Here is a 14030-nt window from a genome sequence, read left to right on the forward strand (position 1 = left end):
TCGGCGCGCATGAAGAGCGCCATCACACCGCCGATGCAGAAGAACGCGAACGACGTGACCAGATACAGCGTGCCGATCGTCTTGTGGTCAGTGGTCGTGAACCACTTGACGACGGCATGCCCGGGGCGTCGGGGCCGGAGCACCGACTGCGCGGGCACGGAAAGGGGGTCTGAGGCGCGCGCGGGTGGCGGCACCACGGTGTTGCTGTCCATGCCCCGCCTGTGTCCGGCGCCCCTCGATCTGTGACAGGCGGACGGAGCGACATGGATCACACCCCACCGGTGTGACGATCGCGGCGGTGCCGGACACTTCGTAACCGTGAGCGACGACGAAACCTTCGCCGCTGCCTATCGCGAGCACTACTGGGCGGTCAGCCGCTACGTGGCACGGCGGCTCGGCGGCCCGACGAACGACACCGAGGAGGTGGTGGCCGACGTGTTCGCCGTCGCCTGGCGGCGCCGCGCCGACCTGCCACCGGCCCCGCTGCCCTGGCTGTACGGGATAGCGCGGCGCTGCCTGGCCAACGCGGTCCGCGGATACGGGCGTCGGCGCCGGCTCGTCGAACGGCTCGGCAACGACGAGAGCCGCCACCGCAGGAACGTGGTGGCGGGGCCGGAGGCCGAGCACCCGGGGGATTGGGTGCACGACGCCCTGAACCGGCTCTCCGCTTCCGACCAGGAGGTGCTGCGCCTGACGGCCTGGGAGGGCCTGGACACCGAGGAGCTCGCGACCGCGCTCGGCTGCGGCACCCGGGCCGCGGCGATGAGGCTGCACCGGGCCCGCCGCCGGCTGAGAGCCGAGATCGACCGCTTGCGGCCCGCACCGGCCGCACGGCCCGCCCCTGCAGCGACCCGCGCCACCGTTCCGGAGGATCACGGCCATGGCTCATGACGACGAACTCGCCCTGCTGCGCGACGCCGACCCCGTGCCCGGCGACGCCGACCGGTTCCGCGACCGGCCGCTGCCCGCGCACGCCCAGCGCCAGTTGCACCAGCTCCTGCACAGCGCCCCCGGCGACCGGCGCAGACCCGCACGCCAGGTGCGCCGCCTGGTCTGGGGCATCGAGATGGTCTCGCTCGCCGTGGCGGCCGCGCTGGCCCTGGTCCTCGCGGGGCCGAGCAGCGCGCCGGCGGCCGCGGCCCCCCGGCCCCTCACCCTGCGGGCGGGGTCCACGCCCGTGGCGCTCGACCAACTCGCGGACCGGGCGTCGGCGTCGGCGTCGGCCAAGGGCGCGCCCCGGCTGACCAGGGGAGCGCACGTCCAGACCTGGAGCCTCGCCATGCACGAGGACCGCGGCGGCACCGCGCCCGTCACGTTGCCGGAGGAACGCGTCACCCGCTGGCACGCGGACGGCAGCCGCACCGAACTGGTCGTGGCCACCGACCCCCGCAGCCCCGGGAAGCCGGTCATCACCGACGGCGACGACGGGCCGCGCACGGTCCGCGACGGCAAGGTCCTCAGCAACCGCACCTACCCCCCGAGTTGGGGTACGGCCGCGCCCCAGACCCGGCCCCCGCACACGCCCGGAGCGCTCCGCACCTACCTGGCCGAGCTCAGCCACCCGGGCGTCCGCACCCCGCTCACCGGCACCGATGAACTCCTGGACACGGTCTCGACGTTCCTGCGCGAGTGGACGCCGGGTGCCCGGGAGAGCGCGGCGCTGACCCGCGTCCTCGCCGACGCCGAGGGGCTGCGCCCGGCGGGAGCGGTCACCGACCGGCTCGGCCGCACCGGCCAGGCGTACGTCCACACGAGCGACGGCCTGCGGCGGATGCTGATCCTGGACCCGGAGAACGGCGCTGTGCTGGGCCTGGAGGAGACGGTCACCAGGGACGACCCTGCCTTCGGCGTGAAGGCAGGGGACGTCATGTCGTACACCGCTTGGGTGCGTTGACCCGGCCTTTGGGGCGTGGGGTCTTGAAGACCCCCGCCCGTTGATCGTTAACATATGCCAGATGGGCGTAAACAAGCAGGAATCGGGCGATCGGGTCGAAGTGGCCGCGACGCAGGTGCCCGGGGCGCGGGTCTCCGGCGAGCAGGTGTCCGAGACGCACGTGTCCGAGACGCAGTTGTCCGAGGCGCAGGTGGTCGAGGCCAAGGCGCGGGCGGCGCGGCTGCTGCTGGCGTTCCGGCACGGCAACCAGCTCGCGTACGACGCCCTGATGGCGGAGTTCGACGCCGACGAGCGGACCGCCGACCTGGTCTCCGCGCTGTGCTGGATCGCCAACGAAGGCGTACGCAAGGCGTATCTGCCCGCGGCGGGCGACCGGGTGCTGCGGCACATGGTGCGCCGGGCCGAGTTCGGCGACCGGTCCGTCCTCACGGAGGACGGCGCGGGGCCGGACGCGGCGGAACTCCTTCAAGCCGTCGCGGCGGAGGACGTGACGGCCGTCAAGGACATCGTGCGCGGGACGCCGGACACCACGTTCCTGCTCGGGAAGTTGCTGCTGGCCTTCGCGATGCTGCTGCCGGACGTGCCGGCGCCGGTGCTGCGGCAGGTCGTCGAGGAACTGCGCGGGGCGTGACACCGGGGGGCAGGCTCTCAGAGCCTGCGCGCTCCCGTGCCCGCACTCTCCTCCGGTACCGCGAGCGGGGCCCCGAGCGGCCGGGCCAGGCCGACGATCCCCTCGTCGAGACGCTGCAGATGCCGCAGCACGCGGAACGCCACCGACCCCGTCCGCAGCACCTCGTGACCGCCGCTGTCCAGCATCGAGGCGATGCTGGCCCCCGACTCGATGGTGCCGTCGGTCTCCTCACCGCGTACCCGCGCGGCGATCAGGTCGATGTTGTGCGTGATCCGCCGGCCCGCGAGCGCGAGGCGCGCGTCGGCGGCGACGCTCTTGCTGGAGGGCACCAACTCGGCCGTCGCCGCCAGCGAGCGGGCGTGGTAGGCGCACGTCTCGAGGAGCGCGACGAGGTAGCGGGCCGTCTGGCGCCGGGCCCGCAGCGGGGCGATGGGATGCGTCAACGGCTTCGTGGAGCGCCGTAGGTCGTCCAGCGCGGTGTCCAGGTCCCGCGCCAGGTCCACCAGGTCGACCGCGGGGCCGCCGCTCAGCTGGGCCACCGCCGCCGACACGACGTCCCGCAGCCGGGCGAGGACGGTGCCGAGCTCCTCGTCGGTCCGGTGCGACGTGCGCACCGGGAGCACCAGGACGGCCGCGATGATCCCGCAGGCCGCGCCGAGCGCGGTCTCCTCGATCCGCAGCACGAGGACGTCGAGGCTGTAGGTGTTGAGCAGGGTGTAGAGCAGGCCCAGCATCGCCGTGACGAAGAACGACATCAGGGCGTAGGACAGCGGCGCGGTGAAGAACATCCCGAAGACGCACAGCACGACGAGGGCGAACGCGGCCCAGGTGTGGTTGCCGACGGCGCCCGCGAGCGCGACCCCGGCCACCACGCCCAGCACCGTGCCGAGCAGCCGCCGGTAGCCCTTGACCATGATCTCGCCCGTGGAAGCGGTGTTGAGGAAGACCACCCAGCATGTCAGGACCGCCCAGTACCACCGCTGCGTGGACAGGAACTCACCCCCGACGATGGCGAGCGCCGAGCCCACCGCGACCTGGACGGCCGCCCTCGTGGTGGGCCGCCGCAACCCGGTGGGCTCGTCCTCGGCGGCCCCCGCCGCCTCGCCCGAGATCGAGATCTCCTCCGCCTCGAACTCCTCCCTCGACCGCGCGGCTTCCGGGCTGTCGTACTCCTCGCCCTGCGATCCGTCGGTCGCAAGCCGCAGGCCCAGAATGGCGCGCGCCGCCTCACCGACCGCGCGGAAGCAGTCCTGGACGGCGGGTGAGCCCTGCGGCAGCCCCTGCTCCTCGCGGTAGCCGAGCAGTCTGTTGCGTACGTACGGCAGGGCCGTGCCCCGGTCGTCGGGGACCAGCCGCACGACGAGCAGGTGCAGGGCCCGCAGATCCCGGCGCAGCGCCGTGCCCGCGTCCTGGCCGAACTGGGCGCGCCCCGGCATGGCGACGGGGGCGCTCGGAAGGTGCAGGGTCAGGGTCTCCACGCGTTCCGCGCTGCGGGCGTTGAGGAGCAGCACGCCGAGACGCTCCGCGGCGATCTCGGCGTCGGCCACCCTGCGCTGGAGCAGCGCAGCCGCGGCCGCGTCCCGTGTGCCCTCCTCCAGGCGCCCCTGGATCATCAGCGCCGCCTCGTGCAGCCGGGCGGTGGAGCGCCGCAGGTCGTCGAGGACCTTCTCCGGGCCGTCCGTGGACCCGGCGTCCGCGTCCAGGAGCTCGATCTGGTGGGCGATCAGCTGGGCGAGCCGGGCCCGGAACGCCTCGCGCAGCCGGGCGAGAGTGCGCTCAGGCGTCTCCGGCACGATGGCGAACCGTACGACCGCGCTGCACGCGAAGGCGATGGTCAGCGTCAGCCACAGTCCGGGCAGCGCCGAGGCGGAGGCACTCACGAAGAGCGAGACGAAGTAGACCTGGAAGCCGATCAGGCCGAGCGCGGTGCCCCGGTCGCCGAACCGGCGGCAGTAGACGGCGCCGAAGATCAGCAGGATGAAGAAGGCGTCCCCGGCCACCACCCGGTGGTTGAGCAGCGCTCCCAGAGATATCGCCGCGAGGGCGACCGGCAGCCCGAGCGCCACCGTGATCGCCTGCCCCCGCACCTCCTTCTCCTGGATCGCGAAGGTGGCGACCATGGCCGTCATCGCGCCTGCGACGAGATGGGTCACCGAGGTGCCGAGCGGTGCGAGCACGGCGAGCGCGAGGAGGATCGCCCCCACCGTGCGCAGTCCCGCCATGAGCCGCAGGAGTCCTGGGTCGGATGCCGAGAAACGGTCCCAGACGCCCTTCGCTGTCCGTCGTGCCACTGCCATCGTGATGCCGTACTCCCCGTCGCTCTCTCGGTGCCTCCCGGCGTCACCCAGCATCGCACGACGGCGTTCGACGGGATCAAGGCTGGTCGGAGGGTGTCGGCGGGCGGCCAGGAGCAGGGCGCCAGGACCGTGCTCGGACCATCGAGTAGGGTTTCGCTCCCGCCACTTGAGGAGGCAACGTGTCGCCGATGGACCGTACGTCGACGGGGAGCCCGGCATGACGGCGCGCACGGCGGTCGGTGACACCGTCGAGGACTTCACGCTGCCGGACGAGACCGGCGCCCCGCGACGGCTCTCCGAACTCCTGCGGGAAGGCCCTGTGGTGCTGTTCTTCTACCCCGCGGCCCTCACGCCCGGCTGTACGGCGGAGGCCTGCCACTTCCGTGACCTGGCCGCCGAGTTCGCCGCCGCGGGAGCGCGGCCCGTGGGGGTCAGCGGCGACGGGGTCGGGAAGCAGCGGGAGTTCACGGAGCGGCACTCCCTCGGCTTCCCGCTGCTCTCGGACCCCGAGGGAGTGGTGCGTGGCCGGTTCGGCGTGGCACGCGGCTTCTCGCTGGCCCCCACCAAGCGCGTCACCTTCGTCATCGGCAAGGACCGGACCGTCGTCGAAGTGGTCCGCAGCGAACTGCGCATGAGCGCACACGCCGACCGCGCGCTGGCCGCCGTACGCCGCCTCGCGGAAAGCTGACCGATCGCGGATTTCCGGCCAAGGCTGAAGCCCGCTAGGAGCCTGTCCTGCGCAGGAAGGCATCCAGCCGTTCGGCGAAGCCCGGTGCTGCGGCGACGAAGTGACCGGCGCCCGGGTGCACGCTGCGCTCGCCGCCGAGCGCTACCGCGAGAGCATCGCAGATCCGCTCGAGCGCGACCGCGTGGCCGCCGGACGCGACGAGCACCGGGACGCCGGTGCGACGGACGCGGTCGAGGCTGAAGCGGGCCTCGCCGGGCAGCCTGGCACCGTGCGCCCGGCGGACGCCGGCGACCACGTCCCGCGGGAGTGGCCCGTCGCCGACGGGGGCACCCGCGAGACGGAGGAACTCGCGCAGCTCGACCGGGTCCGTGTCCATCCCGTGGGTGAGGACCGCGTCCCCGATGCGCTGGAGTCGCGCCACCTCGGGATCGTCGGGGACGAGCCAGGTCAGCGGCGGCTCGATCAGAGTGAGCGAGCGCACGCCGTCCGGCGCGTCCGCCACCGCGGTCAACGCCCCGAGGACGCCGTACGAGTGGGCGACGACGTGCGGACGGCCGACGAGCAGCGGCGCCAGATCCAGGGCGTCCACCGCGAAGTCCTGGCCCTCGCGCGGTGGTGGACTCGGCGGATAGCCGCGCCGGTGGACGTGCGCGAGTGTCCACCGATCGGTCAGCGGCGACAGCGCGCCCCACGTCGTCCGCGGCCCTGCGCCGCCGTGCACGAGCAGGACCTCCGGCCCGGAGCCGGTACGCACCACCACTACCTCACCCACGCGGCGAGCATAGCGGCGCATCCGTTCCGCTCCGGTGCGGCCCCGGCAGGTGGGTTCAGCCCTTGTGCTTGATGGTGTCCCGGATCCAGTCCGCGTAGGCCGGGACGTCGACGTACAGGCCGGGCCCGTCCGAGCACGCGACCCCGGGGGCACCGGGGCCGGAGGTGGCGCCGATCAGTTCCCACCGCCCGTGCCGGCCCTTCTGGAGCTGCGGGCCGCCGGAGTCCCCGGAGCACGCCATGGCCTTGGGCCTGAGGCTGATGGTGCACAGGCGGTTCGCGGACGCGTAGCCGGGGGCGCATTCGGACGCGGCACCCCTGCGCGTGTCCAGCTCCTTCAGGCGCGGGGAGAACCGCATCTCGCCGTCCACGGTGGTGCCGAACCCCAGCAGCCGGGTCGGGGTGCCGGGCCGCCCCGCCCGCTCCGCGATGCCGATGGGCTTCTGGGAGACCGGGCGATCGAGCTGGACCAGTGCGATGTCGTGCCGGTTGAACGAGGTCCCGTCGCCGCTCCGGAACCCGGGGTGGGCGATGGTCCGCTCGATCTTGCGGACGGTGCCCCCGGACTTCCGGTGGCTGCTGCCGATCCGGACGATGCCGTCCAGAACGATGTCGCCCCGCACGCAGTGCGCCGCCGTGACGACCCACCGCGGATCGATCAGCGTGGCCCCGCAGGTACCGTCCTGCACGCTGCCGTCCTTGGCCGACTCCGGGACGGTCGCCATGAAGGGGTAGCGCTGACTGGCGTCGTCCCCGTTGACGATCGCTCCGGCGCTGCCCGTCATCAGGGTGGCGCAGGTGGCTGCGGCGAAGGCGCCGACGGCGGTGGTGCGGGCCGCGCGGTGTCGCATCGTCTTCAAGCTGCACACGAGGGGTTTCCTTGTCTGTGAACCGGTAAAGCGGAACACGGCCATCCTGCTGGCCCAAGATCCACCGGCCCATCGGGCCGGCATGCCTGTCCGTGGTCGGGGCGACGGCCCGTTCAGGGTGGGGCAAACCCCCGGTTGCGGGCGGGCTTCGGCCGCGCCGGTCGGGTGAGCCGTGTCTCACCTGACCGGCGCGGCTTGTCTATGCAACTAGTTGCATAGAAGGATTCGGGCATGGCGCTCGAACACGCGATCCTCGTCTCCCTGCTGGAGAAGCCGGGCTCCGGCTACGAGCTGGCCCGGCGGTTCGACCGTTCCATCGGCTACTTCTGGACCGCCACGCACCAGCAGATCTACCGCGTGCTCAAGCGCATGGAGAACGACGGCTGGATCGGCGCCCGCGAAGTGGCGCAGCAGGACCGGCCGGACAAGAAGGAGTACTCCGTGGCCGAGCGGGGGCGCACGGTCCTCTCCCGGTGGCTGCAGGAGCCGATCGAGCCCGAGAGCGTCCGGCACGAGCTCGCCGTGAAGATCCGCGGCGCCGCCTTCGACGACCCGGCCACACTGATCCGCGAGGTGGAGCGCCACCGCCAGGCGCACGCCGACCGGCTCGCGCACTACCTCGCGGGCGAGCTGCGCGACTTCACCGGCCCCGAGGCCCCTGCCCCTGCGGCACCCGACGCCGGGCGGGAGCTCCAGCACGTCGTGCTGCGCGGCGGCATCGCGTACGAACGCATGACGCTCGACTGGCTCGACGACGTGATCGCCACCCTCCACCGGCTCGCCGCCGAGCACTGAGCCCCTCCCCGACCCTCACTCGAAACACCGAACCTCCCACCCTCCCGAGCCGGAAAGGCGAACCACCATGGCCGACCAGCTGCTGTTCAACCCGCACACCTACGACCCGGCCCACTTCGACCCCGAGACCCGCAGGCTGCTGCGCGCGACCGTCGACTGGTTCGAGGCCCGCGGCAAGCGCAGGCTGATCGAGGACTACCGCTCCCGCGCCTGGCTCGCCGACTTCCTCGCGTTCTCCGCCGAGGAGGGCCTGTTCGCGACCTTCCTCACCCCGGCCTCCGCGGCGGGCGAGGGGCAGGACGACAAGCGCTGGGACACCGCCCGGATCGCCGCACTCAACGAGATCTTCGGCTTCTACGGACTCGACTACTGGTACGCCTGGCAGGTCACCATCCTGGGGCTCGGCCCGGTCTGGCAGAGCGACAACGCCGCGGCCCGCGCCCGCGCCGCCGAACTCCTCGCCCAGGGTGAAGTATTCGCGTTCGGCCTCTCCGAGAAGGCCCACGGCGCGGACATCTACTCCACCGACATGCTCCTCGAACCGGACGGCGACGGAGGCTTCCGGGCGACCGGCTCCAAGTACTACATCGGCAACGGCAACGCCGCCGGTCTCGTCTCCGTCTTCGGCCGCCGCACCGACGTCGAGGGCCCCGACGGCTACGTCTTCTTCGCCGCCGACAGCCGCCACGAGGCGTACCACCTCGTCAAGAACGTCGTCGACTCCTCCAAGTACGTCAGCGAGTTCCGCCTGGAGAACTACCCCGTCGGACCCGACGACGTCCTGCACACCGGCCGCGCCGCCTTCGACGCCGCGCTCAACACCGTCAACGTCGGCAAGTTCAACCTCTGCACGGCCTCCATCGGCATCTGCGAGCACGCGATGTACGAGGCCGTCACCCACGCCACGGGCCGCATCCTCTACGGCCGCCCCGTCACCGCGTTCCCGCACGTGCGCCGCGAGCTCACCGACGCGTACGTCCGCCTCGTCGGCATGAAGCTCTTCAGCGACCGCGCCGTGGACTACTTCCGCTCCGCGGGCCCCGACGACCGCCGCTACCTCCTCTTCAACCCCATGACGAAGATGAAGGTGACCACGGAGGGCGAGAAGGTCATCGACCTCATGTGGGACGTCATCGCGGCCAAGGGCTTCGAGAAGGACAACTACTTCGCACAGGCGGCCGTCGAGATTCGCGGCCTGCCCAAGCTGGAGGGCACGGTCCACGTCAACCTCGCGCTGATCCTCAAGTTCATGGGCAACCACCTGCTGAACCCGGCCGAGTACGAGCCCGTGCCGACCCGCCTCGACGCGGCCGACGACGCCTTCCTCTTCCAGCAGGGACCGGCCCGCGGCCTGGGCGCCATCCGCTTCCACGACTGGCGCACCGCCTACGACGCGTACGCCGAGGTGCCCAACGTCGCCCGCTTCCGCGAACAGGCCGACGCACTCTGCGAGTTCGTCACCACCGCCGCGCCCGACGAGAAGCAGAGCCGCGACCTCGACCTGCTCCTCGCCGTCGGCCAGCTGTTCGCGCTCGTCGTGCACGGCCAGCTGATCCTGGAGCAGGCGCGTCTCACCGGCCTCGACCAGGACGTGCTCGACGAGCTCTTCGCCGTCCTCGTACGGGACTTCTCCGCGCACGCCGTCGAGCTGCACGGCAAGGACTCCGCCACGCCGGAGCAGCAGAGCTGGGCGCTCGGCGCGGTACGGCGCCCGGTCGTCGACGAGGCCCGCTCCGCACGCGTCTGGGAGCGCGTCGAGGCGCTGGCGGGGACGTACGAGATGGCGCCGTAGCGCCACAGTCCCGGTCGGGGATATGACACAGGCTCTCAGAGGAAGCTGACGTTCTGGGCGAGGGAGAGCCGGCCGGAGTAGTTGACCGTGTTGGTGGCCGGGCGCATGTACGCGCGCCACGCGTCGGACCCCGACTCGCGGCCGCCACCGGTCTCCTTCTCGCCGCCGAACGCGCCGCCGATCTCCGCGCCCGACGTCCCGATGTTCACGTTGACGATGCCGCAGTCCGAGCCCTCCGCGGACAGGAACAGCTCGGCCTCGCGCTGGTCACGGGTGAAGACGCTCGACGAGAGGCCCTGGGGCACGTCGTTGTGCAGGGCGATCGCCTCGTCGAAGGTGTCGTACGTCATGACGTGAAGCAGCGGCGCGAAGGTCTCCTCGCGGACGATGCCGGTCTGCCGGCCCACGCGCACCACGGCCGGTTCGACGTAGGCGGCGTGCGGCGCCGCCTGCGCCGGGCGACGGGCGCCGCCCGCGAGGAGTTCACCGCCCTCGCCGCGCACCCGGTCGAGCGCGGCGCGCATGCCGTCCAGCGCCTGGACGGAGATGAGCGGGCCGACCAGCGTCGTGTCGTCGAAGGGGTCACCGATGGGCAGCTTCCGGTACGCGGACGTCAGCCGGCCGACGAGGGTGTCGGCGATGTCCCGGTGCACGATGAGGCGCCGCAGGGTCGTGCACCGCTGACCGGCGGTGCCGACGGCGGCGAACACGATGCCCCGCACGGCGAGGTCCAGGTCGGCGGACGGGGCCACGACCGCCGCGTTGTTGCCGCCAAGTTCGAGCAGGCAGCGGCCGAAGCGGGCGGCGACGCGCGGGCCGACCTCGCGCCCCATGCGGGTCGATCCCGTGGCGCTGACGAGGGCGACCCGTGGGTCGTCCACCAGCCGTTCCCCGACAGCACGGTCGCCGAGCAGCAGCCGGTGCACGTCGCGGGGCGCCCCGACGTCGGCGGCGGCCCGGGCGAGCAGCCGGTCACAGGCCAGGGCGACGAGCACGGTGAGCTCCGACGGCTTCCACACCACCGTGTCGCCGCAGGCCAGCGCGACCGCGGTGTTCCACGACCACACGGCGGCCGGGAAGTTGAAGGCGGAGATGACGCCGACGACGCCGAGCGGGTGCCAGGTCTCCGCCAGCCGGTGCCCCGGCCGCTCCGAGGCGATGGTGCGCCCGTAGAGCTGCCGTGACAGGCCCACGGCGAAGTCGCAGATGTCGATCATCTCCTGGACCTCGCCGAGCGCCTCGGAGCGGATCTTGCCCGCCTCGATGGTGATCAGGTCGGCCAGATCCTCCTGGTGCACACGCAGCAACTCCCCGAGCCTGCGAACCAGTTCACCCCTGCGCGGTGCCGGGGTACTCCGCCAGGTGAGGAAAGCCTCGCGGGCCGCGGTGAGCGCCTCCTCTGTTCCGGCCGCGTCCGTGGCGGCCAGACCGAAAAGGTCCTCGCCGGTGACCGGGGTGCGGGCCCGCAGGGTATGGCCCTCGGGGACCGTGACGCCGATGCGGTCGAGTCCGGCGCGGGCGCGGGCGCGCAGTTCGTCGGTGGAGGGCAGGACGAGGGTCATGAGGCTCCCTGGGGACGGAGTGCGCGGGGCAGCAGGGCGAGGGAGCGGTCCCGTTGCCGCTCGTACAGCGTGAACGGGTCGAGGACGTCCCGGCACATGGCTCCGGAGAGCCGGTCGGCGTCGTACGCGCTGCCTGCCCGGCCGCTGTTCCTCGACCCCGCCTCACTGAGGTTCGACTGGAAGATGCCTGCGGCCGACCGGGGCAGGAAGTCCTCGTACACGACCGGCTCGGCCCGCAGCCAGCCCCCACCCAGGAGGCCGTCGAGGTCGGAGGGCGGACGCGCGCCGTCCGCGGGACGGCCGGGCACCTCGTGGTATGTGAAGAACCCCAGCCCCCGCACGGCCAGTTCCCGCTCGGTCGGTGGCAGGTGCTCGGCCCACACGGCGCGGGCCACCTCGCCGCGCTCACCGGCCGGACGGCCCGCGGCCCGCTCGTCCACGACGGCCAGGAGGCTGTCGTAGAGGGCGCGCCCCGCACGCGTCAGGGCGATGCCGCGGGCTTCGACCTCGCCGAAGCGCACCCGCAGCGCGCCGCGGGTCACGCTGCCGTCCGGGGCGCGCAGGGCACGCGGTTCGGCGAGCGCCCGGAAGGAGGTCTGGCGCAGCAGTACGTCCGGCCCCGCCCAGCGCGGCGGCCCCTGGATGGTGTCGATCATCTCGATGCCGCGCTCGGTCATGCGCCGGTACAGCTCGTCGATGTCCAGGACGCGGGGGGTGAGGTGGTTGATGTGGGTACTGCGTACGCCACCGATGTCCGCGGCGACGGCGGAGACCTGCTCCAGGGCCGCGTACCACTGCCCGTCGATGGGCTCGGCCGACAACTCGAAGGCGGACACGGCCAGGTCGAGGAAGCGCTCGGCGTCGGCGTCGGACAGTTCCCGCTCCGCCTCCGCCCGGTCGGCCAGCTTCAGGAGCTCCGGGCCGAACAACTCGCGGCCGGCGAGGAACGCGGTCAGGCGTGAGCGCAGGTCCGCGTCGAAGAAGCGGGGATCCGACACGGTGAGCATGGAGGTGAAGACCCGGAACGGATTGCGGGCCAGCTCGTCCTCGGCCACCGGGCGGAACGCGGTCGACACGATGGGCAGCGCGCTGGTGGCGGTCTCGCGCAGGTCGTAGAAGCCGACGGGACGCATGCCGAGCGCGCCGAAGACGCGGGCGACCTGCCGCAGCTCCTCCGGGGTGCCGACCCGGATGGCGCCGTGCCGTTCGGCGGTGACGCGGCCGATGGTGCCGAGGCGTTCGGCGTCGGCGCCCCGCGCGCGCAGCACGTCCTCGTTGACCTCGCGGGAGACGTCCACCAGCGTGGTGTACGCGGGGACCTCGCGCCCGTACATCCGCGAGAGCCTCGCGGCGAACGCGGCACGCAGCTGCCACTGTCCGATCATCGACACGTCGTCCTCTCAGCGGTGGGGTGACTTCCCGCGTGGGTGGCCGGGGGATGGCGGTGCTTCACACCACATGGGCCTCCGGGCGGTTCGCGGCGGACCCGGCGCGGAAGCGGTCCGCGCTCAGCGGTGCGACATCGACGCACGGCGGCCGGCCCAGGTGCAGATCGCGGACGATCTCGCCCACCGCGGGCGCCTGCAGAAAGCCGTGTCCGGAAAACCCGGTGGCGTAAAGGAAGTTGACCGGATCGGTGGCGCGGCCGATCAGCGCGTTGTGGTCCGGGGTGACCTCATAGAGTCCCGCCCAGCCCCCACGCGTCTCCATCCCGGCGAGGGCCGGCGCCCGCTCGCGGGCCACCTCGCGGAACAGCTTCAGCCAGCCGGGCGTCCACGTCGTGTCGAAGCCCTCGCTCTCGTGGGGGTCGGCGAGGCCGAGGAGCAGCCCGTCGTCGCTGTTGTGGAAGTACGCCGATGACGAGAAGTCGATGGTGAAGGGGATGCGCGGCGCCGGGGGCACCAGCGGTGCGGTGAAGGCGAGCTGGCGGCGCAGCGGCCGCACGGGGAGGTCGACGCCCGCCATGGCGCCGATTCGCGCCGACCAGGCTCCGGCGGCGCAGACGACCGTCGAGCAGGCCACAGGGCCGCGGTCGGTGTGCACGACGGTGACGCGGTCCCGGGCCGTGTCCATGCCGGTCACCGTGGTGTGCGTCGCGAACACGGCACCGGCCCGCGCTGCGGCACGCGCGTATCCGCGCACGACGCGTGCGGGCCGCGCGTGGCCGTCGGCGGGGGAGTGGACGGCGGCCACCAGGCCGTGGGCGTCGACGTAGGGGCAGAGCGTCCGGGCCTCGCGGGGGCTGATCATGCGGCTGGGCACACCGAGCGCGTTCTGCGTCCGCACCGCGTCCTCGAACTCCGCCGCCTGGCCGGGGCCGGTCAGCAGGAAGAGGTAGCCGACGGTGTCGAGGCCGATGTCCGCGCCGGGGCGGTCCCCGAAGTCGCGGAAGGCGCGCAGGCTGCGGTGGCCCAGCTCGATGTTGAGCGGATCGGAGAACTGCGCCCGTACCCCTCCGATCGGCTTTCCCGAGCTGCCGCAGGCCAGCTCGCCGCGCTCGACGACGACGATGTCGCGTACGCCCGCCTCGGCGAGGTGGAACGCGATGCTTGCCCCCATCACCCCGCCACCGACGATCACGACGTCGGTGGCGGCGGGGAGGGCGCGGGGTGCGCCGGGCGACATGGCCGGGCGGGGCGGTGAGGAGGCCAAGTGGCCGCTCCCTTCCAGGCGTTGGCCCGGACTGTCATGGCGTGACGGGGGACGCTGGACAGCTGTCTGCCCGCCATGG

Annotated in this window: 12 protein-coding genes and 1 pseudogene; 6 read left to right on the forward strand and 7 right to left on the reverse strand. The window is 72.8% G+C overall.

What is annotated here, in order from left to right; all coding sequences use genetic code 11:
* A pseudogene (locus ACFVYR_RS29720) lies at positions 1 to 212 on the reverse strand (cytochrome ubiquinol oxidase subunit I); the annotation flags it as partial.
* Positions 213 to 318: 106 nt separating this feature from the next.
* Between ACFVYR_RS29720 and ACFVYR_RS29725 the strand changes: the two are divergent.
* From ACFVYR_RS29725 to ACFVYR_RS29735, 3 genes are all read left to right on the forward strand, one after another.
* The gene (locus ACFVYR_RS29725) at positions 319 to 891 is read left to right on the forward strand and encodes an RNA polymerase sigma factor (protein ID WP_384256384.1); all 573 of its coding nucleotides are present in this window, start codon (positions 319 to 321) and stop codon (positions 889 to 891) included.
* Positions 881 to 1894, forward strand: coding sequence for a CU044_5270 family protein (locus ACFVYR_RS29730; RefSeq protein ID WP_384256386.1), 1014 nt, complete (start codon positions 881 to 883; stop codon positions 1892 to 1894). The genes ACFVYR_RS29725 and ACFVYR_RS29730 overlap by 11 nt, the downstream gene beginning before the upstream one ends.
* 61 nt (positions 1895 to 1955) lie before the next feature.
* Positions 1956 to 2525 carry a hypothetical protein gene (locus ACFVYR_RS29735; RefSeq protein WP_384256389.1) on the forward strand — a complete coding sequence of 190 codons (570 nt, stop codon included), beginning with the start codon at positions 1956 to 1958 and terminating at the stop codon, positions 2523 to 2525.
* 17 nt (positions 2526 to 2542) lie between these two features.
* Here ACFVYR_RS29735 and ACFVYR_RS29740 read toward each other — a convergent pair whose 3' ends face one another.
* A complete protein-coding gene (locus tag ACFVYR_RS29740; RefSeq protein ID WP_384256391.1) occupies positions 2543 to 4822 on the reverse strand; it encodes an FUSC family protein in 2280 nt (759 codons plus the stop codon).
* A gap of 217 nt (positions 4823 to 5039) precedes the next feature.
* Between ACFVYR_RS29740 and ACFVYR_RS29745 the strand changes: the two genes are divergently transcribed.
* The gene (locus tag ACFVYR_RS29745) at positions 5040 to 5510 is read left to right on the forward strand and encodes a peroxiredoxin (RefSeq protein ID WP_384256393.1); all 471 of its coding nucleotides are present in this window, start codon (positions 5040 to 5042) and stop codon (positions 5508 to 5510) included.
* Between the two features lie 34 nt (positions 5511 to 5544).
* Here ACFVYR_RS29745 and ACFVYR_RS29750 read toward each other — a convergent pair whose 3' ends face one another.
* Positions 5545 to 6282 (reverse strand): alpha/beta fold hydrolase, encoded by a 738-nt coding sequence (locus ACFVYR_RS29750; protein ID WP_384256396.1) that lies wholly within the window; start codon positions 6280 to 6282, stop codon positions 5545 to 5547.
* Positions 6283 to 6337: 55 nt separating this feature from the next.
* Positions 6338 to 7150, reverse strand: a complete 813-nt coding sequence (locus ACFVYR_RS29755) for a S1 family peptidase (RefSeq protein ID WP_384256399.1) — start codon at positions 7148 to 7150, stop codon at positions 6338 to 6340.
* 231 nt (positions 7151 to 7381) lie between these two features.
* On the opposite strand from ACFVYR_RS29755, the gene ACFVYR_RS29760 reads away from it, so the two are divergent.
* Complete coding sequence (locus tag ACFVYR_RS29760; protein ID WP_384256401.1) at positions 7382 to 7945, forward strand: PadR family transcriptional regulator; 564 nt, start codon at positions 7382 to 7384, stop codon at positions 7943 to 7945.
* 67 nt (positions 7946 to 8012) lie between these two features.
* Positions 8013 to 9737, forward strand: coding sequence for an acyl-CoA dehydrogenase family protein (locus ACFVYR_RS29765; protein ID WP_384256403.1), 1725 nt, complete (start codon positions 8013 to 8015; stop codon positions 9735 to 9737).
* Between the two features lie 35 nt (positions 9738 to 9772).
* Here ACFVYR_RS29765 and ACFVYR_RS29770 read toward each other — a convergent pair whose 3' ends face one another.
* From ACFVYR_RS29770 to ACFVYR_RS29780, 3 genes are all read right to left on the reverse strand, one after another.
* Positions 9773 to 11299: an aldehyde dehydrogenase family protein gene (locus ACFVYR_RS29770; RefSeq protein ID WP_384256406.1), complete on the reverse strand. Its 1527-nt coding sequence runs from the start codon at positions 11297 to 11299 to the stop codon at positions 9773 to 9775.
* Positions 11296 to 12684, reverse strand: a complete 1389-nt coding sequence (locus ACFVYR_RS29775; protein WP_384256408.1) for a 2-oxoadipate dioxygenase/decarboxylase family protein — start codon at positions 12682 to 12684, stop codon at positions 11296 to 11298. The genes ACFVYR_RS29770 and ACFVYR_RS29775 overlap by 4 nt, the downstream gene beginning before the upstream one ends.
* Positions 12685 to 12748: 64 nt before the next feature.
* Entirely contained in the window at positions 12749 to 13924 is a 1176-nt protein-coding gene (locus tag ACFVYR_RS29780; RefSeq protein WP_384256596.1) for an NAD(P)/FAD-dependent oxidoreductase, read from the reverse strand.
* Positions 13925 to 14030 lie beyond the last annotated feature (106 nt).

Source organism: Streptomyces sp. NPDC058284 (assembly GCF_042881135.1).
Classification (GTDB): Bacteria; Actinomycetota; Actinomycetes; order Streptomycetales; family Streptomycetaceae; genus Streptomyces.

What these genes read in the sequence shown, in the direction of transcription:
- ACFVYR_RS29760 (WP_384256401.1), top strand. Translation starts at nt 7,382, where the DNA reads ATGGCGCTCGAACACGCGATCCTCGTCTCCCTGCTGGAGAAGCCGGGC.
- ACFVYR_RS29780 (WP_384256596.1), bottom strand. Translation starts at nt 13,924, where the DNA reads ATGTCGCCCGGCGCACCCCGCGCCCTCCCCGCCGCCACCGACGTCGTG.
- ACFVYR_RS29730 (WP_384256386.1), top strand. Translation starts at nt 881, where the DNA reads ATGGCTCATGACGACGAACTCGCCCTGCTGCGCGACGCCGACCCCGTG.
- ACFVYR_RS29770 (WP_384256406.1), bottom strand. Translation starts at nt 11,299, where the DNA reads ATGACCCTCGTCCTGCCCTCCACCGACGAACTGCGCGCCCGCGCCCGC.
- ACFVYR_RS29745 (WP_384256393.1), top strand. Translation starts at nt 5,040, where the DNA reads ATGACGGCGCGCACGGCGGTCGGTGACACCGTCGAGGACTTCACGCTG.
- ACFVYR_RS29765 (WP_384256403.1), top strand. Translation starts at nt 8,013, where the DNA reads ATGGCCGACCAGCTGCTGTTCAACCCGCACACCTACGACCCGGCCCAC.
- ACFVYR_RS29740 (WP_384256391.1), bottom strand. Translation starts at nt 4,822, where the DNA reads ATGGCAGTGGCACGACGGACAGCGAAGGGCGTCTGGGACCGTTTCTCG.
- ACFVYR_RS29775 (WP_384256408.1), bottom strand. Translation starts at nt 12,684, where the DNA reads ATGATCGGACAGTGGCAGCTGCGTGCCGCGTTCGCCGCGAGGCTCTCG.
- ACFVYR_RS29735 (WP_384256389.1), top strand. Translation starts at nt 1,956, where the DNA reads ATGGGCGTAAACAAGCAGGAATCGGGCGATCGGGTCGAAGTGGCCGCG.